We start from the raw sequence: 21,094 nt of genomic DNA, 5'->3' as shown, positions 1-21,094 counted from the left end.
TCCGAGGGGGGCATGTGTCCCCCGTTGACCTCGTTCTTGCGGCGCTTGTTCTCCACCTGTCCGGCGGCGTCCTGGCCCTCGTTGCGGGAGGACGCTTCGCCGAGCGTGCGGCGGCGGCGCTGTCGGCGATCGGTTCGCTCGCAGGGCTCGCCGGGGCCGCCGGCGCTTTCCTCGCGACGGAGCCGGGACTCTTCGTCGCGCCGTGGCAGGTGCCCGGCGGGGCGATCCTCCTGCGTCTCGACGCCCTCGCGGCCGCGTTTCTCCTCGTGATCTTCCTCGTGTCGGGCCTCGGCTCCGTCTACGGGCTCGGCTACTGGTCCCGCGAGGAGCACCCGCGGTCCGCCGCGCGGCTGAGGTTCTTCTATGCGCTCATGACCGTCGGTCTCGCGCTCGTCGTCACGGCGGCGCACGCGGTGCTCTTCCTCCTGGCTTGGGAGCTGATGGCCGTCTCAGCCTTCTTTCTCGTCGCGACGAACGACGTCGAGGCGGAGGTCCGGCGCGCGGCGTGGGTGTATCTCGTTGCGACGCACGCCGGCACGGCCTGCCTCTTCGCCGCCTTTGCGCTCTTGCGTGCGGGGACCGGCTCGCTCGAGATCCAGAGGGTCGCTCTCTCTCCTTTCGTGTCCGTCGTCTTCCTGCTCGCGGTCGTGGGGTTCGGCATGAAAGCCGGGATCGTGCCGTTGCACTTCTGGCTCCCCGCGGCCCACGCGAACGCGCCGAGCCACGTCTCCGCGCTCATGTCGGGAGTCATGCTCAAGGCGGGCATCTACGGCATCCTCCGCTTCTCCTCGCTCGTCGAGGTGCCGCCGCTGTGGTGGGGCCTTCTTCTCGCCGGGCTCGGCGCGGTCTCCGCCGTCTCGGGCATCGCCATGGCGGCGGGCCAGACGGACATCAAGCGGGCGCTCGCCTACTCCAGCATCGAGAACATGGGGATCGTGTGGCTCGGCATCGGCCTCGCGCTCTCGGGTCGCGCGCTCGGCCGGCCCTCGTGGGTGGCGCTCGGTTTTTGCGGCGCCCTTTTCCACGTCTTCAGCCACGCCTGCTTCAAGTCGCTCCTCTTCTTCGGAGCGGGCGGCGTCATGCACGCGACGCACACGCGGAACATGGAGCGCCTCGGCGGCCTCGTGAACCGGATGCCGGTCACCGCGAGCCTCTTTCTCGTGGGGGCGCTCGCAGCCGCCGGGCTGCCGCTCTTCAACGGGTTCATCGGTGAGTGGCTCATCGCGCTGGGACTCTTCGACACGCTTCGGGCGAGCGCGCCAGGCGGATGGCCACTCGCGTTCGGGGCGCCCGCGCTCGCGCTCGCCGGGGCGCTCGCGGTTGCGTCCTTCGTCCGGATCGTCGGCGTCACGTTCCTCGGCGCGCCGCGGAGCACCATGGCCGCCGAGGCGCACGAGGCGTCGCCGCTCATGACGGTCCCGATGACGATCCTCGCCGCGGCGTGTCTCGGGCTGGGCCTCTGGCCGGCTGCCGTCCTCCCGGCGCTCAACGCCGCCGAAGCCGCGTGGCTGGGCGCTCCGGTGGACACGGGGCTCCTCGCGGCCTCCCTCGCCCCGCCTCTTCGGGCCCTCGTCCTCCTCGCCGGGGCGCTCGCGGCCGCGGGCGCGGGGCTTCTCGCCCTCCGCCCGCGTTCTCCCCGCCTGGTTCCGACCTGGGATTGCGGCTACGCGACACCTACGGCGAGGATGCAGTACACGGCGGGGTCGTTCGGCGAAGCCATCACCGCCGTACTGCCTGGATTCCTCGCGCCGTCCGTGCACGCCCAACCGCCGAGAGGCACATTTCCCGCGGCGGCGTCTTTCCGGACGGAGGCGCCGGACCCGTTCGGCGCGAAACTCTACGAACCGTTTACCGGGTGGTGGGCCGTCCGCCTGGCGCGCCTCCGGAGGTTGCAGAGCGGCCGGCTCACGCTCTACCTCGTCTACGTGTTTCTCACCATGCTCGTGACGCTCGCGTGGTCGGTCATAAGGCCGTACGTCCGATGACGAGTCTCGAGCTTCTCCTGGTCGCCTCCGTGCTGGCCGGAGTCAGCGGGCTCCCGGGCCTGCTTTTTCCTCCGGGACGGGCGGCGGGGCAGCGGATCGCGACCGTGCTGCACGTCCTCGGGTGCGTCGCCGGCGCGGGCGCCGCGGCGTGGGCGCTCGCCGGCGGCGCCGTGACGATTCGATTGGCCTGGCCGTTGCCCGGTGGGTCCGTGGCGTTCTCGCTCGACCGCCTCTCGGCGTTCTTCCTCGTGCCGGTTTTCGTCGTTGCCGGCCTCGGCTCGATCTACGGCGAGGGCTACTGGGCCGAGTCGCGCCATCCGGAGAACGGCCGCAAGCTCCGCTTCTTTTACGGGGTCGTTACGGCCAGTCTCGCGCTCGTGATGGCGGCCGGCGACGCGTGGGCCTTCCTCGCCGGCTGGGAGGTCGTCTCCGTCGCGGCCTTCTTTCTCGTCACGACCGACCAGAACGACGCCAGGGCGCTCCGCGCGGGGTGGATCTATCTCGTGTCGGCCCACGTGGGCACCCTGATTCTCTTCGCGATGTTCACGCTGCTGCGCGACGCGACGGGCGGATGGCTCCTCGTCCCCTCCGAGGCGCTCGGCTCCTCGGCGCTGCTCCGCCCCATCCTGCTGCTCGCGCTCGCCGGCTTCGGCCTCAAGGCGGGCGTGATCCCGCTTCACATCTGGCTGCCGGACGCGCACGCGGCGGCGCCGAGTCACGTGTCGGCGCTGCTCTCGGGCGTCGTCCTGAAGATGGGGATCTACGGCCTCGTCCGGGTCCTTTCGATGCTGCCCGCGTACCCGACGTGGCTCGGGCTCGCGCTCGTGGCCCTCGGCATCTCGTCCGGCGTTCTCGGCGTCGTCCTTGCGCTCGCGCAGCACGATCTCAAGCGCCTCCTCGCGTACCACTCGATCGAGAACATCGGCATCATCCTGATCGGGCTCGGTGTCGGCGCGCTCGGGATGGCGCAGGGCCGGCTCGACTGGGCCGTGCTGGGGTTCGCGGGCGGCCTCCTTCACGTCTGGAACCACGCGGCGTTCAAATCGCTTCTCTTCTATTCGGCCGGAGCGGTGATCCGCGCGACCGGCACGCGGGAGATCGATTCGATGGGCGGCCTCCTTCGGCGTATGCGTTTTACGGGAGCCGCGTTCCTCGTCGGCGCCGCGGCGATCTGCGGCCTTCCGCCCTTGAACGGGTTCGTCAGCGAGTGGCTGATCACGCTCGGGAGCTTCCGGGCGCTCACCGGCGACAGCGCAGGGGCCGGAATGCTCGGCGCGGCGGCGGGCGCCCCCGCGCTCGCGCTCATCGGCGCCCTCGCCGTGGCGTGCTTCGTGAAGGCATTCGCGGCCGTATTCCTGGGATCTCCACGGGGGCCGGCCGCGGCGATCGAGGCTGGCGACCCGAACCGATCGATGCTCTTTTCGATGGGAGGGCTCGCCCTCGCCTGCGTCGTCATCGGGCTCTGGCCCGCGGGCGCCGCGGGGCTCGGCCGCGACGCGGCGGGCGCGCTCCTCCTCGGCCATGCGGGATCGCGGGCGGATGCGGACCTTGGCGCGCTCGGCGGGATCCCGCTCCTTCTCGTCGTCTTCCTCGCGGCCATGGGCCTTGCCGCCGCGGCCCGGGCCCGGCGGGCGGCGCGGACGACGACGTGGGACTGCGGGTACGCTTCGGGCGGCCCGCGAATCCAATACACGGCTTCGTCGTTCGCGCAGATGCTGGTGGGAATGTTCCGCTGGGCCGTGCTGCCCGACGAGCATCGCCCGAGCGTGGCGGGACCGTTCCCGGCGGCAGGCGAGCGCTTCGAGAGCCATGCGCCTGATCCGGTGCTCGACCGCCTCCTGCTCCCGGGTCTGACGCGCGGGCGTTCGTTCCTCGGCCTCGCGCGCGTCATCCAGGCCGGCCGCATCCAGGCCTATCTGCTCTACATCGTCGTCACGCTCGTGGTTCTTCTCGCGTGGAGTGCGTCATGGTGACCTCGATCGCCAACCTCCTTGCCGTGCTCGTTCTCGCGCCGCTTCTCCCCGGCGTGATCAACAAGACGAAGGCCCTCGTGGCCGGGCGAACCGGGCCGCCGCTTCTCCAGGTCTATTTCGATCTCGCGAAGCTCCTCCGAAAGGGATTCGTCGTGAGCACCACGACGACGTGGGTGTTTCTGGCCGGCCCGGTCGTTTCCGTCGTGGCGCCGGTCGTCGCATCGCTCCTGTTGCCTCTCGGAGGCCGGCCCGCCCTTCTCTCGTTCACGGGAGACATGATTCTCTTCGTCGGTGTTTTTGCGCTTGCGCGGTTCTTCGTCGCCGCCGCGGCCATGGACACGGGCTCGCCGTTCGAAGGAATGGGCGCGGCGCGCGAGGTGACGTTTTCGGCTCTCGCGGAGCCGGCCCTCCTCTTCGGCATGCTCGCGCTCACGCGGATGTCGGGCTCGCTCTCGCTGACGGGTATGTTCGACCTCGGCGCTTCGGCGGCCTGGCAGAAGTCGAGCGCGTCCATCATTCTCATTCTCGCGAGCTGGTTCATCGTCCTTCTCGCCGAGAACGCGCGCGTTCCGTTCGACGATCCCACGACGCATCTCGAGCTGACGATGATCCACGAAGTGATGGTGCTCGACCACGCGGGGCCCGCGCTCGGCTTCATCGTGTACGGCGGGGCGCTCAAGCTCACCGTCTTCGCGGAGCTGCTCGTCATGCTCCTGATCCCCTCCCGCCCGGGTTCGGGCGCGCTCGCCTTCGCGGCCTCCGCGGGCGGCCTCGTCGGGGTCGGCGTCGTCGTCGGGCTCGTCGAGTCGAGCATGGCGCGGCTCCGGCTCGTCCGCGTCCCACAACTCCTCGTCACGGCGACTCTCCTCGCGGGGTTCGCCGTCGTCCTGGTCCTGAGATAGACGATGAGAGAAATCGCCTCATCCATCCTCATCCTCGCCGTCACGATGAACTTCCTCGCGCTCGGCTCTTCGAACCTGAAGGCCTGCATCCGGGCGGCGGCCCTGCAGGGCTTTTTCGTCAGCGTGTTTCCGCTGTTCTTCTCGCCGGAACCGACGGCGCGGCTCGTCGGCCTCGTGATCGTCGCGGGTGTCGTCAAGGCCTTCGTGATTCCGGGGATGCTCATCCGGGCCCTCCGCGAGGTGCACATCCAGCACGAGATGGAGCCCTACCTGGGGCTCGTCCCCTCGGTCCTGCTCCTCGCCGTCGGGACGGGCGCCGCGGCCCTCTTCGCGGGCCGCCTTCCGCTCATGTCGTCGCACCGCGACCTCCTCGTCGTTCCGGTGGCGCTCGCGACGCTCTTCGCGGGCTTCCTCCTCCTGACGACGAGGCGCAAGGCCATCTCTCAGGTCACGGGATACCTCATTCTCGAGAACGGGATCTTCGTCTTCGCGCAGCTCCTCCACGAGGCGATGCCGACTCTCGTCGAGGTGGGCGTCCTCCTCGACCTCCTCGTCGGGATCTTCGTGATGGGAATCGTCATGAACCACATCCAGAGGGAATTCGGCTCGCTCGACACGGACCGTCTCTCGGAGCTCAGGGACTGACCCGATGGTGCTGCTCGGTCTCATCCTGATGCCCCTCGTCGCGGCCCTCGTGGCCGCCGTGACGCCCTCGGCGCGGGTGCGGCCGCTGATCGTCGCCGGGACCGCCCTCCTGCACCTCGCGGGTGCGCTCACCGTCCGCTCGGGCGATTCGATGTTCGGAGGCTGGTTCCTCGCCGACGCGCTCGGGCGCCTGATCCTCCTCGTCGTCTCCGTGCTCTTCACGCTCTGCGCGCTCTACGGCGTCGGATACCTGCGGGTGCGGAAAGAGCGGTCGAATCTCGTGTTCTGCGTCTGCCTCCTGACCTTCCTGTCGATGACGACGGCGATCACCCTGGCGCAGCACCTCGCGGTCGTGTGGGTCGCGGTCGAGGGAGCGACCCTCTCGACGGCCGTCCTCATCTACTTCAACCACAATGCCCGCTCGCTCGAGGCGGCGTGGAAGTACCTCATGATCGGGTCGGTCGGGATCGCGCTCGCGCTCCTCGGTTCGCTCTTCGTGGCGTACGCGGCGCTCCACGGCGCGTCGGGGGACGAGAGCCTCCTCTTCTCGGCGCTTCTGGAGCACGGCACCGCGTTGTCCCGGCCCTGGCTGAGGGCCGGCTTCGTCCTCCTCGTCGTCGGCTACGGGACGAAGATGGGGCTCGCGCCGATGCATACCTGGAAGCCGGACGCATACGGGGAGGCCCCCGGGATCATCGGGGCCCTTCTCGCCGGCGGGATGACGAACTGCGCGTTCCTCGCGCTCCTCCGGGTTTACCGTGTGATGCAGGCGGCCGGAGAAGGAGCCTTCGCGCGTGAGCTCTTCCTCGGCTTCGGGCTGCTCTCGATGGCGGTCGCGGCGGCGTTCATGGCGGGGCAGCGCGACTTCAAGCGGATGCTCGCGTACTCCAGCGTCGAGCACATGGGAATCCTCGTCATCGGCATCGGCGTCGGCGGCATCGCGATCGTCGGCGCGCTCCTGCACGTCATCAACAACGCCCTGACGAAGGTCGTGCTCTTCCTCTCCGCAGGCAACATCCACCGCGCTTACGGGAGCAAGTCGATCGACAAGGTCAGCGGTGCGCTCCGCCGCGTCCCCGTGTCCGGCGCCCTCTTTCTCGCGGGCTTCCTCGCGATCACGGGCTCGCCGCCGTTCGGACCGTTCATCAGCGAATTCACGATCCTCTCGGGCGCGATGTCGGGACGCCACTTCGTCGTGGCGGCTCTCTTCCTGATCTTCCTCGTCGTGATCTTCATCGGCATGGGCGCCACGGTTCTCGCGGTGGTTCAGGGGCCGGTCTCCCCGGCCGGCGACACGACGGACTTTCGCGACACGTTCTGGAGAGTCGCCCCGATGCTGGCGGCCCTGACGATGGTCCTCGTCATGGGGATCTGGATTCCGGACGGGGTCTACGGCATGGTCCTCGCCGCCGCGAAGATGCTGGAGGGCGCCTCGTGACGGCGGGCGCCGCGACCCGGAACGGGCGTGCCCTCGCTCTGAAGGACGTGCCTTCTCTCGAGCCCTCCCACTTCCGCGGATGGCTCGTCAACGCCCTGCGCGACAAGGGGAAACGTCTCGTGTCCTACTTTGGCTCGGCGGCCGATTCCTCGAGCGGGCCGGCAGCCGAAGGCATCTCCCTCGTCGCCGTGCTCGCGGACGACGCGAACGGGCGCCTCTCCGTCGCGCGCACGAATTGCGACGGAACGGCGTTCGCGTCCCTCGTCCCCGAGACGGCGCAGCCGCATCTCTTCGAGCGCGAGATCGCCGAGCAGTACGGCGTGAGGTTCGAGGGACATCCCTGGCTGAAGCCGGTGCGTTACCACCACTCGTATCGCCCGGCCCACGACGCCTGGGGCCGCCCGGCGGACGCCACGATCCTGCCGGGCGTGACGGACTTCTTCCGGGTCGAGGGAGACGAGGTGCACGAGGTCGCGGTCGGCCCGGTCCATGCCGGGGTGATCGAGCCCGGGCATTTCCGGTTCCAGTGCCACGGCGAGGAGGTCTTCCACCTCGAGATCGCCCTCGGTTACCAGCATCGCGGCGTCGAGCGGTCCGTCGTCGGCGGGCCGACGAAGCGGACGCTGCCGTACATGGAGACGGTCGCGGGCGACACGACGATCGGCCACGCGCTCGCGTACGCCCAGGCGGTCGAGGCTCTCGCCGGTATGCCGGTCTCCGCGCGCGCCCACGCGATTCGCGGCATCGCGCTCGAGCTCGAACGGCTCGCGAACCACGTCGGCGACCTCGGAGCCCTCGCGGGCGACGTCGCGTATCTCCCCACCGCGGCGTACTGCGGACGCCTGCGCGGAGACTTCCTGAACATGACGGCGGAGATCTGCGGCTCACGATTCGGGCGCGGTCTCGTTCGCCCCGGCGGCATCGGATTCGATCTCCTGCCCGCGCAGGTCGAGATCCTGAGGTCCCGCGTCGCCGTTGCGCGGCGGGAGGTCACGGAGGCGGTGGAGCTCCTCTGGGAGACGCCGAGCGTGCGGGAGCGCTTCGACCGCACAGGAACCGTGACGCCGGAAGACGCGGAGGCCTTGGGCCTCGTCGGGCCGGCGGCGCGCGCGTGCGGCATCCAGCGGGACGTGCGGCACGACTTTCCCTCGGGCATTTTTCGTTTCGTCCACCTGCCGGTGATGACGGCCCATCACGGCGACGTCAACTCGCGCGCCTACGTTCGCTGGCTCGAGATCCGGCAGTCGATCTCCTTCATCCTCGACCAGCTCGACGGACTTCCGCCGGGCGGGCCGGGCGCCGCGGCCGGAGTCATGAGGCCGGACTCGCTCGTCGTATCGCTCACGGAGGGATGGCGCGGGGAGATCTGCCACGTCGCGACGACCGACGCGGCCGGCCGCTTCTCCCGCTACAAGATCACCGATCCGTCCTTCCACAACTGGATCGGGCTGGCCCTCGCGCTCCGCGGCGGCCAGATTTCGGATTTCCCGCTGTGTAACAAGAGCTTCAACCTCTCCTATTGCGGCCACGACCTGTGAGGGAAGTCCGATGCTGAAGGCCCTGCTCGCACGCGCACACCAGGGGCACCGCACGACGGCGTATCCGGATGGCGAGCCGCCTGCGCTGCCCGAGCGGTTCCGGGGCGCGCCCACGCTCGACCCCTCGAGATGTCCGGAAGGATGCCGGTCCTGCGCGGACGTGTGCCCGACGGACGCAATCGGCGGGGACGGTTCTCTCTCGCTCGACCTCGGCCGGTGCCTTTTCTGCACGGAGTGCGTCACGGCGTGCCCGGAAGGGGCCATCGCGTTCACGAACGATTACCGTCTCGCAACCCGCCGGCGGGAAGAGCTCGTCGCACGCGGGCAGGAGTTGGCGCTCGCGGACGCGCTCGAGCGGAATCTCCGGCGGCTCTTCGGCCGCTCCCTGAAATTGCGCGTCGTGAGCGCGGGGGACTGCAACGCCTGCAGTGCGGACGTCAACGTGCTGGGGACGATCGGCTGGGACCTCGGGCGCTTCGGGATCAACTACGTCGCCTCTCCTCGCCATGCGGACGGCCTCCTCATCACGGGGCCCGTGACGGAGAACATGCGGCTCGCGCTGCAGAAGACGTATGACGCGGTGGCGCCGCCGAAGATCGTGATCGCCGTCGGAGCCTGCGCGATCAGCGGAGGGCCCTACGCGGGCCATCCGGAGCAGCACGGCGGGGCAGCGTCCGTCGTTCCGGTCGACCTCTTCATCCCGGGTTGCCCGCCCCACCCGCTCACGATTCTCGACGGACTGCTCCGTCTGCTCGGGCGGATCGAGGACGGGAGCCGGGCGGTCTCGTCGCGCACCGCCTGAGACGGTCTCTCGACTAGACTTCCGCGCACCGGAGGAACCCATGCGCCTCGCGACGCTCGCCGCCGCCCTGTTGGTCTCGTCGTCCGCCCTCGCCGGCCCCGCCGCGCCGGGCCCCGAATGGTTCGCGGCCCACCGCGCCGCTCTCGTCGCCAACCTCCCCAAGGACGCGGTCGTCGTCCTGCGCGGGCCGGCCGAGCCGCCCGTGGAAGTCGGGGACGCGTATCGCGCCGACTCGAATTTCTGGTACCTGACCGGGTTCGGAGAGCCGGACGCGATCGCGGTCCTGCGCCCGTCGGCCCCGGAAGGGAAGCGCTACATCCTCTTCGTGCGCCCGAACGAGTGGCGGGCGGAGCAATGGACCGGCCGCCGCGCGGGCCTCGAGGGAGCGAAGTCCGTCCACCGCGCCGACGAGTCGTATCCGGTCGCGGACTTCGAGAAGGAATCGCGCGCGGCGTTCCGCGGCGCGAAGGCACTCTTCTACCTCGACGCGGGCGACGAGAAGTTCCGCGAGAAGCTCCTGACGGGCTGGAACCGGATGGCGCACGCCGGCACGGCGGGCCTCCCCGCGACGGACGTCTCCGTCCTCGCGGGCCAGATGCGCCTCGTGAAGGACGCGACGGAGCTCGCGCTCATCAGGGAAGCCGTCGACCTGTCCGTGCGCGGCCACCGCGCCGCGATGGCCCTCGCCGCGCCCGGCGTGAACGAGGGCGTCCTGAAGGCTGCGCAGGTCTCCGCGTGTCTCGCGGGCGGCGGCGTGCGCATGGCGTACCCGCCGATCGTCGGCTCCGGGCCGAACTCCGTCATCTTTCACTACCCGGACGCGAGCCGGACCATGCAGGCGGGCGAGGTCGTCGTGAACGACACGGCCTGCGAGTACGGGATGTACGCGGCCGACGTGACGCGGACCTACCCCGTGAACGGGAAGTTCTCGGCGGAGCAGAAGGCGCTCTACGAGATCGTCCTCGCGGCGCAGAAGGCCGGGATCGCGAAGGCGGTCTCGGGCGCCGCGTATCACGAGATCCAGGACGCTGCCGTCGCCGTCACGGTCGACGGCCTCGTGAAGCTCGGCCTCCTCAAGGGGACGCGCGAGGACCTCGTGAAGGACCGCTCGTTCGCGAAGTTTCTCCCGCACGGCACCGGCCACTGGCTCGGCCTCGACGTCCACGACGCGGGAAGCTACGAGCCCGGCGCGTGGCCCGACCCGAAGGACCGCTTCGCGGCCAGCATGTCCTTCGCGACGAGGCTGAAGCCCGGCATGGTGCTCACGGTGGAGCCCGGGATCTACATCCCGGCAAAGATGGAGGGCGTCGACGCGAAGTGGTGGAACACCGGCGTGAGGATCGAGGACGACGTGCTCGTGACCGAGAAGGGCCCCGAATGCCTCTCGTGCGATCTGCCGCGGGAGCTCCTCGACGTCGAGAAGGCCGTCATGGTCCTGAGGACCCGATAACATCCCGGCCCGTGCCCGGGCTCGTCCGCGTCCTTCCGTCCGCCCTCGTCGACCAGATCGCCGCGGGCGAGGTCGTCGAGCGGCCCGCGTCCGCGGTCAAGGAGCTGGTCGAGAACGCGCTCGACGCCGGGGCGCGGCGCATCGCCGTCGAGGTGGAGGGCGGGGGCGTCACCCGGATCTCCATCCTCGACGACGGGTCCGGGATGGGCCCCGAGGACGCGGCGCTCGCGCTCGAGCGCCACGCGACGTCGAAGATCCGCTCCTTCGAGGACCTCACGCGCGTCGCGACGATGGGTTTCCGCGGCGAGGCGCTGCCTTCGATCGCGTCGGTCTCGCGCCTCGTCCTCACGACGTCGCCCGACGATTCCGGCCTCGGGACCGAGGTCGTCGCGGACCGCGGCGCGCCGGCGTCCGTCCGCCCCGCGCGCCATCCGAAGGGCACGCGCGTCGTCGTGGAGGATCTCTTCGGCGCCGTCCCCGCGCGCCGAAAGTTTCTCAAGAGCGCGGAGGGCGAGCTGCGCGCCGTCGTCCGCGCGCTCACGACGCTCGCGCTCGCGAACCCGTCCGTCGCGTTCACGCTCCGCGCGGGGGACCGCCTGCTCCTCGACCTGCCCGCCGCGCCGGACGCGGCAGCACGTTTCCGTGAGGTTCTCGGCGACAGCCTGCCCGTCGCGCCGCTCCCGGTCGCGTTCGCCCACGGCGGCATGACGCTCGCGGGTGCGGTGACGCCGCCGGACGTGACGTTCGCGTCGCGCGCGAACCAGTGGCTCTTCGTGAACGGCCGCGCGATCAAGGACGCGACCGCCGCCCACGCGGCCGCGCTCGCCGCGCGCGAGGTTCTGCGCTCGGATCGTCACACGGGCTTCGCCCTCTTCCTGACGTGCGACCCGGCCGCCTGCGACGTGAACGTCCACCCGCAGAAGCTCGAGGTGCGCTTCCGCGAGCCGAACACCGTCCACGCGCTCGTCCACCGCGGCCTCGTGGCGGCGCTGACGGGCGGGAAGGGCGCCGTCGCCATCGAGGGGGATGCTTTCGGAAGAGGAAGAGAAGGACAAAGACGACGAGAAGATTTCTTTGAAGGTGGAAGAGGGGAGGGGAGCGCGGTGTGGCTCGGCGAGGGGGCGGCCCGGTACGGTGCCGACACGCGAACCCTCCTCGACGCGATCGCTCCTGGCCTTTCCCCCTCTTCCTATTCAGAAGAAAATTCTTCTTCTCCCTCTTCGGTTCTCTCTTCCTCTCCTCTCGGTTCTCTCCGTCTCCTCGGCCAGTACCGCGATTCCTTTCTCGTCGCCGAGAGCGACGAGGGGCTCGTGCTCATCGACCAGCACGTCGCCCACGAGCGCGTGCGCTACGAGCGCTTTCTCGCGAAGCTGGAGGCCGCGTCGCCCGCCTCTCAGGCGCTGCTGACGCCGCTGACGTTCGAGGCGAAGCCCGAGGAAGCCGCGCTCCTCGCGCGCTCCGACGATCTCCTCGCCTCGGCCGGCTTCGCGGTGTCGGAGTTGTCGGGCCGCACGTTTCTCGTGACCGCCGCTCCCGCGGACATGCGGGCCTCGGCCGTTGTCCCGGCGCTGCGGGACTTCCTCGACCGCCTCGCCGCGCTGCCCGACGGGTCCGCTGCGGCGCCGGCCCTGCGGCGGGAGGTGCTCGCGGCGTCCCTCGCGTGCCGGGGCGCGATCACGATCCACCACCGGCTCGCGCCGGCCGAGGCCGCGAGCCTTCTCGCGGATCTCGCGGCCTGCCGCGACCCCTGGACCTGCCCGCACGGCCGGCCCATCCTCCTGTCCTTCGCCCACGTGGAGATCGAGAAACGCTTCGGGAGGCGCGCATGACGAACGGACGGGACCTCTTTGCCCCGAAGCTCGGGCTCACGCTCCCGCTCTGCGGGCTCCACTTCATCTTCTTTTTCCTGAGGGCGGCGGATGCGGAGCGGACGCTGGCCCTCTTCGCGTTCCGGCCGGGAGTCGCCCTCGCGCAGCCCTGGACGTTCGTCACGTACCAGTTCCTGAATTCCGGTCCCATGGACCTGTTCTTCGGGACGCTGATTCTCTACATCCTCGGGTCGGCGCTCGAGGCGGAGTGGGGCACGGGCGAGTTCACGGCATTCTGGCTCGTCGCGACGCTCGGCGGCTCGCTCGCGGCCCTCGTGACCGGGAACGCTCTCGCGTCGGGCGGGGCGCTGACGGGCATCTCGATGCTCTTCGCGTATGCGTGGCTCTTCCCGGACATGGAATTCCTGATGTTCTTCGTGATCCCCGTGAAGGTGAAGTGGCTCGCGTGGCTCGCCCTCGCGTTCCTCCTGTGGGATTTCGGGAAACTGGCCCTTGGGGGCTCCGCCGGCCTCGGGCTCGTCCATGTCGCGGGCTCGGGGGCCGGGTTCCTCTTCTTCTGGCTCCGCCACCACGGCCGCTTCAAGGCCAGGAAGGCGGCGCAGTCGGCGGTCGTCGCGGTCAAGACCGCGGGAGCGGTGCGCGCGGACGTGGCGCTCGAGAAGCGCAACCGCGACCTCTTCCCGCGCGTCGAGGAGCTGCGCCGTGCGCGGCAGGGAGGCGACCCGCCGCCGCGCGTGCTCGAATTCGAGGAGGAGCTCCGGAAGCTCGTCGTCCCCGGCGTGAACGTCTGCAAGCCGGTCGACTACAAGGGCGACCAGGACGGCATCTGCGTCAGGTGCGAGGGCTTCGCGGAATGCTCGCTGCGCTACGCCAGCGGCCAGCCCGAGCGAATCGTCGTGAAGGAACGGGCGGGATCCTAGAATACGGGCATGACGCCGCTCCTGCCGTTCCTCCTCTTCCTCGCCGCGTCGCCGGTCGCCGGCGTGCCGCTCCCTCCGGACGGAGCCGTCGACCAGGTCTTCACGGAGATCTACGCGAGCCGCGCGGCCGCCGAAACGAAGGCCGCCCTCGCCCAGCTCGACGCCGACTCGACGCGCTCGAGCTCGGAGAAGAAGCAGATCAAGAAGAGCCTCGAGAAGCTGAAGATCGTCGTCCTCACGACGCCGAAGACGCTCGACGAGGCGGTCGCCTTCTACGAGCGGGAAGTGAAGGGCGCCCGGTTCATCTTCGCCGTGAGGAACCTCGAGGCCGACCTGAAGGACGGGATGCGCTCCGGCGCGATCAAGGGCGACCCGTCCGTCGTCGCGAAGGCGGCGGGCCAGCAAAGCCGGTCGGCGCGGTGGAACCGCGCCGACGGGGCCCTCGAGATCGCGATCGAGGACCGCATCCTCGACCCGCGCACCGGGGAGATCCTCGCGAGGACGATCGTCCTCGTGACGTCCCTCGGCGACTAGCCGGCTTCGGTCTTCGTCGCGTCCTGCTTTCCCTTCCAGTAGGTGAAGACCTGCCACGCGCCGAAGACGACGAGGAGCGCGGGCCACCAGTCGTTCAGGAACGACAGGTCGATCGTGACGAAGCGGTTCAGGAGCAGGAAGCCGCCGACCAGGATCAGGAGGATGCCGGCCGTGAGGCTGCCGCTCACCTTGACCGGTTTTTCCCCGCCGAGGAGGCCCGGCTCCGGCGCGCCCGTCGCGTTGATCGCCTTCGCCTGGCGAACCGCGTCGATGATCGAGAACGCGATGAGGAAGGGGAAGAACAGCCCGGGGAAGGGGCCGTGCGAGCGCTCGGCCAGCGTGACCAGGAGGACGAAGACGCCGAAGAAGATCGCGGCGCGCTGGTAGAGGCCGAGGTAGAGGTGGCCGAGGCCCGGCATGATGCCGAACGCGCCTGCCGCGCCTGGGCTCTTCGCCCACCCGGGATACGCGGGCTGCGCGGAAGCCGGCCCGAACGCGACGGGCGGCGGGGGAGGCGGCGCCGAGGCGGAGGTGGCCGCGGGAGGAGCCTGGGGGGTCGAGTTGGTGTCGGTCATCGTTCTCACCTTGCCTTCAGGAACGTCGGATGCGTGGAGAAGGTTCCGGCGCGGGCGCGGCCGCGGACTGCATGGTCTCGACGGAGCCGCCGAAGACCTTCTCGAATACGAGCTGGGAGTACGCGGTCGCGCGCGCGCGGCCCGCGGCGAACGCGCGGTAGACGCGGTAGTCGAGGCGCTTCGTGAGCGGCGCGGCGTAGCGCCCGAGCGCGCTGTCCTCGACGCGCTTCACCGCGGCGACGCGCGCGTCCGTGAGCGCGCGCTCGCCCGCGGCCGTCAGGTCGGTCGCGGCGCCGCGCGCGGCGGCCATCGGGTCCACGTTGAGGAGCGCGAAGACCAGGATCGACGCCGCGTAGGCGGCGGTCACGGCGAAACGCCAGTCCGTCAGGATCGGGCGCAGGCGACCGAATGCGCCGCGCCGGACGTTGGACGGGGCGGGGGCCGGAGCCGACGCGCGCGGGAGAGCCTCGAGGCGCGCGAGGAGCGCCGGCGAGGGCTCGGGCTTCGCGAGGGCGCCGGGTGTCAGGAACGCGAGAACCTCCGACGTCGTCTGACGGCCCTCGGCGTCGTCGGGCTCGTCCGCGAGGCGCGCGAGGAACGCCTCGGACGGGGCGGGCCGCGCGAGGAACTTGAAGGCGTCCGCCTGGCCCGCGACGAGCGCCGCAAGCGCGGCGCAGTCGTCGCAGGCGACGGCGTGCGCGTCTGCCTTGGCGCAGGCCCGTGCGGTGAGGGAGGCGGTGTCCGGCTCGCCGTCGAGGGCCGCGAGGAGGCGCTGCTCGAACGCCCGGCAGGCGGCGGTCATCGCGCGCCCCCCGTGGCCGCGCCTGCGCGCGGGGCGAACGGCGTGTAGAGCGACCGGCCGTCGTTTCCGGCGCCGACGCGCGCGCGGACGACGCGCGCGAGCTCGATCCGCGCGCGATTCAGGCGCGACTTCACGGTGCCGTCGGCGAGCTTCAGGAGGTCGCCGATCTCGCGGTAGTCGAGGCCGTCGAGGTCGCGGAGGATCACGACTTCCGCGAGCTCGTCCGGAAGCTCGGCGATGGCGTCGAGGAGGAGGCGGACGCGCTCGCGGCGCACCGCGTCGGCCTGCGGGTCGTCCGTGGAGGGGAGGAGCGTCGAGACCGCGTCGTCCGAGACGAACGAGAACCCCTTCTCGCGCCGCCGCCGCCGGTAGTGGTCGATGCAGAGATTGCGCGAGAGGGCCGCGATCCACGCGAGGAGCGACGCCTCGGTGGGCTCGTAGCGGTCGAGGTTCTGCCAGACCTTCAGGAAGCACTCCTGGGTCAGCTCCTCGGCTTCCGCGCGGTCGTACGTCATGTGCCAGGCGATGCCGTAGATCTTCTTGCCGTAGGCGGCCACGAGGTCCGCCCAGGCGCCGTCGTCTCCGCGCTTGCAGCGCGCGACGAGCTCGGCATCAGGGTGGGGGGCTGTCGCCATCGGTCCTCTTCGGTTGAAACGAAAACGGCTCGCGGGAGGTTCCGGCCTCGGCGAGTCTATAATTCGCCGGGCATTCCACCAGGAGCGGGGGTTCGATGCAGGCGAGCGTGGGCTCGAAGTGGCTGATGGGCTTGATGTTCTTCGCGGCGACGGCCGTGGGGCAGACGGCCGTGCCCCCGGCCGCAACGCCGGCAGCCGGCCCGGCGCCGCCCCCGGTCGCCACGCCGGCGCCCCAGGCACCTGCCACAACCGCCGCAGCCGCTCCCGCCTGGAAGCCGTTCCAGGAGCTCGCCTTCCTGACCGGATCCTGGACCGGAACCGCGAGCCTCGGCGCGCGCTTCGGCGGCCGAGTCGCCCGATTCGGCCCCGAGCTCTCGGGCGCGTTCTTCGTCGTCCGCGGGAGCACTTTCATCGCCGCCGACGAGGGCGGGCGCGAGGAGACTCTGGAGGAGGAAGGCTGGTTCGCGTACGACCGCGAGAAGCGGAAGTACGTCGCGACCTGGCTCTTCTCGAACGGCGTGGTGGGAGCCTTCGACGTCGAGCTTCTGCCCGACGGAGTCCGGCTGCTCTCGCGCGAGATCGTGAACTACGAGTCGGGCACGCGCGCGCGGCTGCTCTTCCAGCGGCGCCCCGAGGGCGACGTCTCGATGAACGTCGACCTCGCGCTTCCCGGCAAGGACTTCGTGCCCTGGCTCGTCAGCGCCCTGAAGAAGAAATAGCGGCCCACGCCGCGACGCGCTCGTCGAGGTACGGGAAGAACGGGTTCCACGTCAGGCGCATCCACTGGTCGAACGGGACGGTGAGAACCGCGCGCTCGCCGCGCGGCCCGATGCGCCCGAGCCTGAGGCCGAACGTCGGAGGAGGCTCCCCGAGCCGGCCATAGAGGTCGTCGCCCTCCGGGAACGGGATCGCGACGTGCGAGAGGGAGAAGACGTCCGGTGGCCACGCGAGGCCGAGCGCCGTTTCCTCGAATCGCGGCGGACCGGGTCCCCAGGAGCGGGCCACGACGTCGCGTAGGTCCCGCCGCGCGTTCGTGACCGCCGTGAGGCGGTACTTGAGGTCGGTCCGTGCCCTGAGGTCGGTGAGGAGCTTCTCCTCGGGCGGCGTGAGGAAGGGTGCGAGCGTGCTCTCGCGGTTGACGTCGAAGAGGACGAGCTCACTGCCGTTCGCGGGCAGCCGGTCGTAGAGCCGGTGGACGATCGCCTCCGTCGAGACGGTCGCGTCGACGAGCGACTGAAACGCGAGGACGGGCGCGAGGTCCTTCAGCCGGCCGCTGGCCGCGAGGCGCTCGGTCTGCGCGTTCAGCACCTGCGTGAGCCTGTACGTCTGCAGCCCGGCGTTCGCGGGAAACGAGTTGTACTTGTAGGGGTTGTACTCGGGGACGACGTCGAGCCACGCGTTCTTTTCGAAGAACGGGATGCGGTGGAGGAGCATCGCGACGCGGGCGAAGCCCGCGAACGGCGTCACGCCGATCATCGGCGACATCAGGACGATCCGGTCCGGCCGCGGAAGGCTCGAGCCCTCTAGGACGTCCTGCGCGTACTTGACCGCGAGGGCGCCGCCGTTCGAGTAGCCGACGAGGACGAACGGCTTGCCGGCGCCCGCTGTCGCGCGCACGTGCCGGGCCGCGAGGCGGACCACGCTCATCCAGTCCTGCCACTCGGCGGACACGAGGCCCGCGGGCGCCGTGCCGTGGCCGGGCATACGCGGCGCGAGGGTGTAGTAGCCGAGCCTCCGGAGCGTCTCGGCGATCGGCTTGACGCTGTAGGGTCCGTCCGTGAGGCCGTGGAGCAGGAGCGCGCCTCCCTGGATCGTCTCCGGCCGGAGCTCGAACGTCCGGTTTCCGTCCGAGGCGCCGAGGCGCGTCGGGTCGAGCGGTCCGCCCTCGAAATACCGGTTCGCGTTCGTGCGGTCGCCGGCCGGGACGCCCGCGAAGCACTTTCGTCTTCAATGCGGCGAAGACCGCGTCCTCGCGCCTCAGGTAGTCGGCGAGCGTCGCCGTTTCGGGCAATTCGCCCGCTTTCACGTCGCCGAGATCCGCACGGTGCCACGGCTTGAGGTCGGGCAGGCCTCGAGCCTGAAAGCCCCGTCCGACCAGGATCGTGAGGAAGACGACGAAGAGAATTCCCAGGAAATTGGTGAGGAGGCGGACCGCATTTTTCATTTGACAGGCGTTAGCCTATCGCCCTCCGCCTCTTTCACCTTCAAAGAAATTCTTCTCTTCCTCTGATATCCTGCGAAATCTCGCGAAGCGGCCGTTTTCCGGCCCCGCGCTCCGAAAGCAGGTCCCCATGTCCGGAATCCGCAACATCGCGATCATCGCGCACGTCGACCATGGCAAGACCACGCTCGTGGACTGCCTCCTGAAACAATCCGGCACCTTCCGCGCGAACGAGGCCGTCTCGGGCACCGAGCGGATCATGGACAGCAACGACCTCGAGAAAGAGCGCGGAATCACGATCCTCGCGAAGAACACCTCGATCCGGTACCACGGCGTGAAGGTGAACATCGTCGACACGCCGGGGCACAGCGACTTCGGCGGCGAGGTCGAGCGCGTCCTCAAGATGGTCGACGCGGTCCTCCTCGTCGTGGACGCGGCCGAGGGCACGATGCCGCAGACCCGGTTTGTCCTTCGCAAAGCCTTCGAGCTCGGCCTCAAGCCGATCGTCGTCGTGAACAAGATCGACCGGCCCGACGCGCGCCCCCATCAGGTCATCGACGAGGTCTTCGACCTGATGGTCGACCTCGGCGCCACCGACGAGCAGCTGGATTTCCCGATCGTGTACACGTCCGCCAAGCACGGGTTCGCGCGCCGCGAGGTGGACCACACCGAGACGGACGTCCGGCCGCTGCTCGACGCGATCCTCGTGGAGGTGCCGGAGCCCGGCGGCAACCCCGCTGCTCCGCTCCAGCTTCTCGTGGCCTCGCTCGACTACGACAACTACCTGGGCCGTCTCCTCATCGGCCGCATCGTGAACGGGACGATCAAGCCCGGGCAGCAGGTCTCGGTCTGCAAGCTCGACGGCTCCATCACGAAGGGCAAGGTCGCGAAGCTCATGGCGTTCGAGGGCCTGAGGCGCGCCGAGGTCGAGGAGGCGCAGGCCGGCGACCTCGTCGTCATCTCGGGCATCGACGAGGTCACGATCGGCGAGACGCTGGCCGACCTCGAGAACCCCGTCGCGCTCGCGCCCATCAACGTCGACGAGCCGACGGTCTCCATGATGTTCCGGGTCAACGACTCGCCCTTCGCGGGCCGCGAGGGCAAGTACGTGACGAGCCGCAACATCGGCGAGCGCCTCCAGAAGGAGCTTCGCACGAACGTGGCGATGCGCGTCGAGGAGACCGACAGCCCCGACGCATTCCGGGTCTCCGGCCGCGGCGAGCTGCACCTCGCGATCACCGTCGAGACGATGCGCCGCGAGGGCTTCGAGTTCGCGCTGTCCCGGCCTCAAGTGATTCTCAAGGAAGTCGACGGGCGGAGCTGCGAGCCGATCGAGCATCTCGTCATCGACGTCCCCGAGACGTCCATGGGCACCGTCATCGAGAAGCTCGGCCAGCGCAAGGCCGAGATGACGAACATGACGAACCACGGCTCCGGCCGGGTGCGCATCGACTTTCACATCCCGACGCGCGGCCTCTTCGGCTACCGCAACGAGTTCATGACGGACACGAAGGGCGAGGGCCTCCTGTACCACAACTTCCACGGCTACGAGCCCTTCAAGGGCGAGGTCACGGGCCGGGGCCGGGGCGCCATGGTCTGCAAGGAAGCCGGGGAGACGACGGCGCATTCGCTCGAGAGGCTCGAGGAGCGTTCGACGCTGTTTCTGCCGCCCGGCATCGAGGTCTACGGCGGGATGATTTGCGGCGAAAGCGCCCGGCCGAACGACCTCGTCGTGAACCCGTGCGTCAAGAAGCACCTCACGAACATGCGCTCGTCGGGCTCGGACTTCGCGATCCGCCTCACGCCGCCGCGCCTGATGCCGCTCGAGCTCGCGATCGAGTGGATCGAGGACGACGAGCTCGTCGAGGTGACGCCGAAGTCGATCCGCCTCCGCAAGCGCATCCTCGACCACTCGATGCGGCGCGTCTCCGAGAAGAGGGCGGGCAAGGTGGAAGAGGAGGACGAGGAGTGATCCTCCGCGCGGCGCTCGCCGCCGCGCTGGTCCTCCCGGCCGCCGGCGCACCGGCGGTCGAGCCCTCGTCCGCGGCCGCCGAGGTCGCGGGCCTTCTTCCGGGCTCTTACGTCTCGCGCGATCCCGCGGCGAGCGTCCGCTTCTCGGTCGCCGCCGTCCCGAAGAACAGGATCGCGGCCGACGCGCCGGTCTTCTACCTCGAAGCGGCGAAGTCCGCTCGCCCCGACGCCCCGTTCCTGCAGCGCTTCCTGAAGGTGGAGGCCGATGGCGCGCGCGTCGCGGTCCGCGTGTACGAGCCGCGCGACCTCGCGGGCGTGCGCGGCAAGTGGCGCGAGCCGGAGGCGCTGTCGGTCTTCACGGAGCGCGACGTGCGCGAGCGGCCCGACTGCCGCATGACGCTCGTGAAGGCGCCGGCCGGCCACTGGGCCGGCGGCACGGCCGCGGCGACGTGCTTCTCGGCGGCGGCGAACGCGCCCCTCGCGGTCACGATGTCGCTCTCGCCGCAGACGCTCGAGTGGCGGGAGGAAGGGAAGAGCGCCGCCGGAGAGATCTCGATCTTCGGAAGAGAGCGGGAGGGATGTTCTTCGAGTAGTAAGGAAGCCCCGGCAGCGGCCTCGGCCGTTCTCACGATCTCCAGCCCCTCTTCACCTTCGAAGAAATACGACCTCGCGGAGCTCCGCGCCATGGCCGGATCGGGGGCGCTTTCGCTCCGAAGGCTGGTGCCGGCGGCGGATGCGGCGGCTGCCTCGGTCGTCGTCGTCACGTCGCGATCCGCTGCGATCTCCGTATTCTCATTCGCAGAAATCTCTTCTTCATCTCTTTCTCCTTCTCTCGACGTCTCCGGCGCCGCGCCGCGCCTCGTCGCTGCGCCGGGGCGCGGCCTCGACGACGTCGTCTCGGTCGAGCTGCGAGTCCTCGGCCGCTGAGTCCGGT

19 protein-coding genes are annotated in these 21,094 nt (G+C 70.1%); 15 read left to right on the top strand and 4 right to left on the bottom strand.

Annotated features, from left to right (window positions below; translation table 11 throughout):
- Positions 1–14 precede the first annotated feature (14 nt).
- The 11 genes from IPL89_03985 to IPL89_03935 are packed head-to-tail and all read left to right on the top strand — an operon-like array spanning position 15 to position 14,016.
- On the top strand, positions 15–1,985 hold the full coding sequence (locus IPL89_03985; protein ID MBK9062344.1) for a hypothetical protein: 1,971 nt from the start codon (positions 15–17) through the stop codon (positions 1,983–1,985).
- Entirely contained in the window at positions 1,982–3,958 is a 1,977-nt protein-coding gene (locus IPL89_03980; protein MBK9062343.1) for a hydrogenase, read from the top strand. The genes IPL89_03985 and IPL89_03980 overlap by 4 nt, the downstream gene beginning before the upstream one ends.
- Positions 3,952–4,860, top strand: coding sequence for an NADH-quinone oxidoreductase subunit H (locus tag IPL89_03975; GenBank protein ID MBK9062342.1), 909 nt, complete (start codon positions 3,952–3,954; stop codon positions 4,858–4,860). Before IPL89_03980 ends, IPL89_03975 begins: the two co-directional genes overlap by 7 nt.
- A gap of 3 nt (positions 4,861–4,863) precedes the next feature.
- Positions 4,864–5,505 (top strand): hydrogenase, encoded by a 642-nt coding sequence (locus tag IPL89_03970; GenBank protein MBK9062341.1) that lies wholly within the window; start codon positions 4,864–4,866, stop codon positions 5,503–5,505.
- Positions 5,506–5,509: 4 nt separating this feature from the next.
- Positions 5,510–6,943: a hydrogenase gene (locus IPL89_03965; protein ID MBK9062340.1), complete on the top strand. Its 1,434-nt coding sequence runs from the start codon at positions 5,510–5,512 to the stop codon at positions 6,941–6,943.
- Positions 6,940–8,481: an NADH-quinone oxidoreductase subunit C gene (locus IPL89_03960; GenBank protein MBK9062339.1), complete on the top strand. Its 1,542-nt coding sequence runs from the start codon at positions 6,940–6,942 to the stop codon at positions 8,479–8,481. Before IPL89_03965 ends, IPL89_03960 begins: the two co-directional genes overlap by 4 nt.
- A 10-nt stretch (positions 8,482–8,491) precedes the next feature.
- Positions 8,492–9,283: a 4Fe-4S binding protein gene (locus tag IPL89_03955; protein ID MBK9062338.1), complete on the top strand. Its 792-nt coding sequence runs from the start codon at positions 8,492–8,494 to the stop codon at positions 9,281–9,283.
- 40 nt (positions 9,284–9,323) lie between these two features.
- Positions 9,324–10,733, top strand: a complete 1,410-nt coding sequence (locus tag IPL89_03950; protein MBK9062337.1) for an aminopeptidase P family protein — start codon at positions 9,324–9,326, stop codon at positions 10,731–10,733.
- 11 nt (positions 10,734–10,744) lie between these two features.
- On the top strand, positions 10,745–12,562 hold the full coding sequence (gene mutL / locus IPL89_03945; protein ID MBK9062336.1) for a DNA mismatch repair endonuclease MutL: 1,818 nt from the start codon (positions 10,745–10,747) through the stop codon (positions 12,560–12,562).
- On the top strand, positions 12,559–13,482 hold the full coding sequence (locus IPL89_03940) for a rhomboid family intramembrane serine protease (protein ID MBK9062335.1): 924 nt from the start codon (positions 12,559–12,561) through the stop codon (positions 13,480–13,482). Before mutL ends, IPL89_03940 begins: the two co-directional genes overlap by 4 nt.
- 9 nt (positions 13,483–13,491) lie before the next feature.
- A complete protein-coding gene (locus IPL89_03935) occupies positions 13,492–14,016 on the top strand; it encodes a hypothetical protein (GenBank protein ID MBK9062334.1) in 525 nt (174 codons plus the stop codon).
- Here IPL89_03935 and IPL89_03930 read toward each other — a convergent pair.
- Genes IPL89_03930 through IPL89_03920 form a run of 3 tightly spaced genes read right to left on the bottom strand, consistent with a single transcriptional unit; the run spans position 14,013 to position 16,028 of the window.
- Positions 14,013–14,591 (bottom strand): hypothetical protein, encoded by a 579-nt coding sequence (locus IPL89_03930; GenBank protein MBK9062333.1) that lies wholly within the window; start codon positions 14,589–14,591, stop codon positions 14,013–14,015. The two genes, IPL89_03935 and IPL89_03930, sit on opposite strands and share 4 nt — an antisense overlap.
- 16 nt (positions 14,592–14,607) lie before the next feature.
- Positions 14,608–15,393, bottom strand: a complete 786-nt coding sequence (locus IPL89_03925; GenBank protein ID MBK9062332.1) for a hypothetical protein — start codon at positions 15,391–15,393, stop codon at positions 14,608–14,610.
- The gene (locus IPL89_03920) at positions 15,390–16,028 is read right to left on the bottom strand and encodes a sigma-70 family RNA polymerase sigma factor (protein ID MBK9062331.1); all 639 of its coding nucleotides are present in this window, start codon (positions 16,026–16,028) and stop codon (positions 15,390–15,392) included. Before IPL89_03920 ends, IPL89_03925 begins: the two co-directional genes overlap by 4 nt.
- A gap of 95 nt (positions 16,029–16,123) precedes the next feature.
- On the opposite strand from IPL89_03920, the gene IPL89_03915 reads away from it, so the two are divergent.
- Entirely contained in the window at positions 16,124–16,747 is a 624-nt protein-coding gene (locus IPL89_03915; protein ID MBK9062330.1) for a hypothetical protein, read from the top strand.
- Here the strand turns inward: IPL89_03915 and IPL89_03910 are convergent.
- Positions 16,725–17,840, bottom strand: a complete 1,116-nt coding sequence (locus IPL89_03910) for an alpha/beta fold hydrolase (GenBank protein MBK9062329.1) — start codon at positions 17,838–17,840, stop codon at positions 16,725–16,727. The two genes, IPL89_03915 and IPL89_03910, sit on opposite strands and share 23 nt — an antisense overlap.
- Before the next feature lie 94 nt (positions 17,841–17,934).
- Here IPL89_03910 and IPL89_03905 point away from each other — a divergent pair, with 94 nt between their 5' ends.
- From IPL89_03905 to IPL89_03895, 3 genes are all read left to right on the top strand, one after another.
- A complete protein-coding gene (locus tag IPL89_03905; GenBank protein ID MBK9062328.1) occupies positions 17,935–18,258 on the top strand; it encodes a hypothetical protein in 324 nt (107 codons plus the stop codon).
- A gap of 61 nt (positions 18,259–18,319) precedes the next feature.
- Complete coding sequence (gene typA / locus IPL89_03900; GenBank protein ID MBK9062327.1) at positions 18,320–20,161, top strand: translational GTPase TypA; 1,842 nt, start codon at positions 18,320–18,322, stop codon at positions 20,159–20,161.
- Positions 20,158–21,087 carry a hypothetical protein gene (locus IPL89_03895; protein MBK9062326.1) on the top strand — a complete coding sequence of 310 codons (930 nt, stop codon included), beginning with the start codon at positions 20,158–20,160 and terminating at the stop codon, positions 21,085–21,087. Before typA ends, IPL89_03895 begins: the two co-directional genes overlap by 4 nt.
- Positions 21,088–21,094: the final 7 nt, after the last annotated feature.

The sequence above is a fragment of the Acidobacteriota bacterium genome (genome assembly GCA_016716715.1).
Lineage (GTDB): Bacteria > Acidobacteriota > Thermoanaerobaculia > UBA5066 > UBA5066 > Fen-183.
This window is presented reverse-complemented; position numbering and strand designations above follow the sequence as displayed.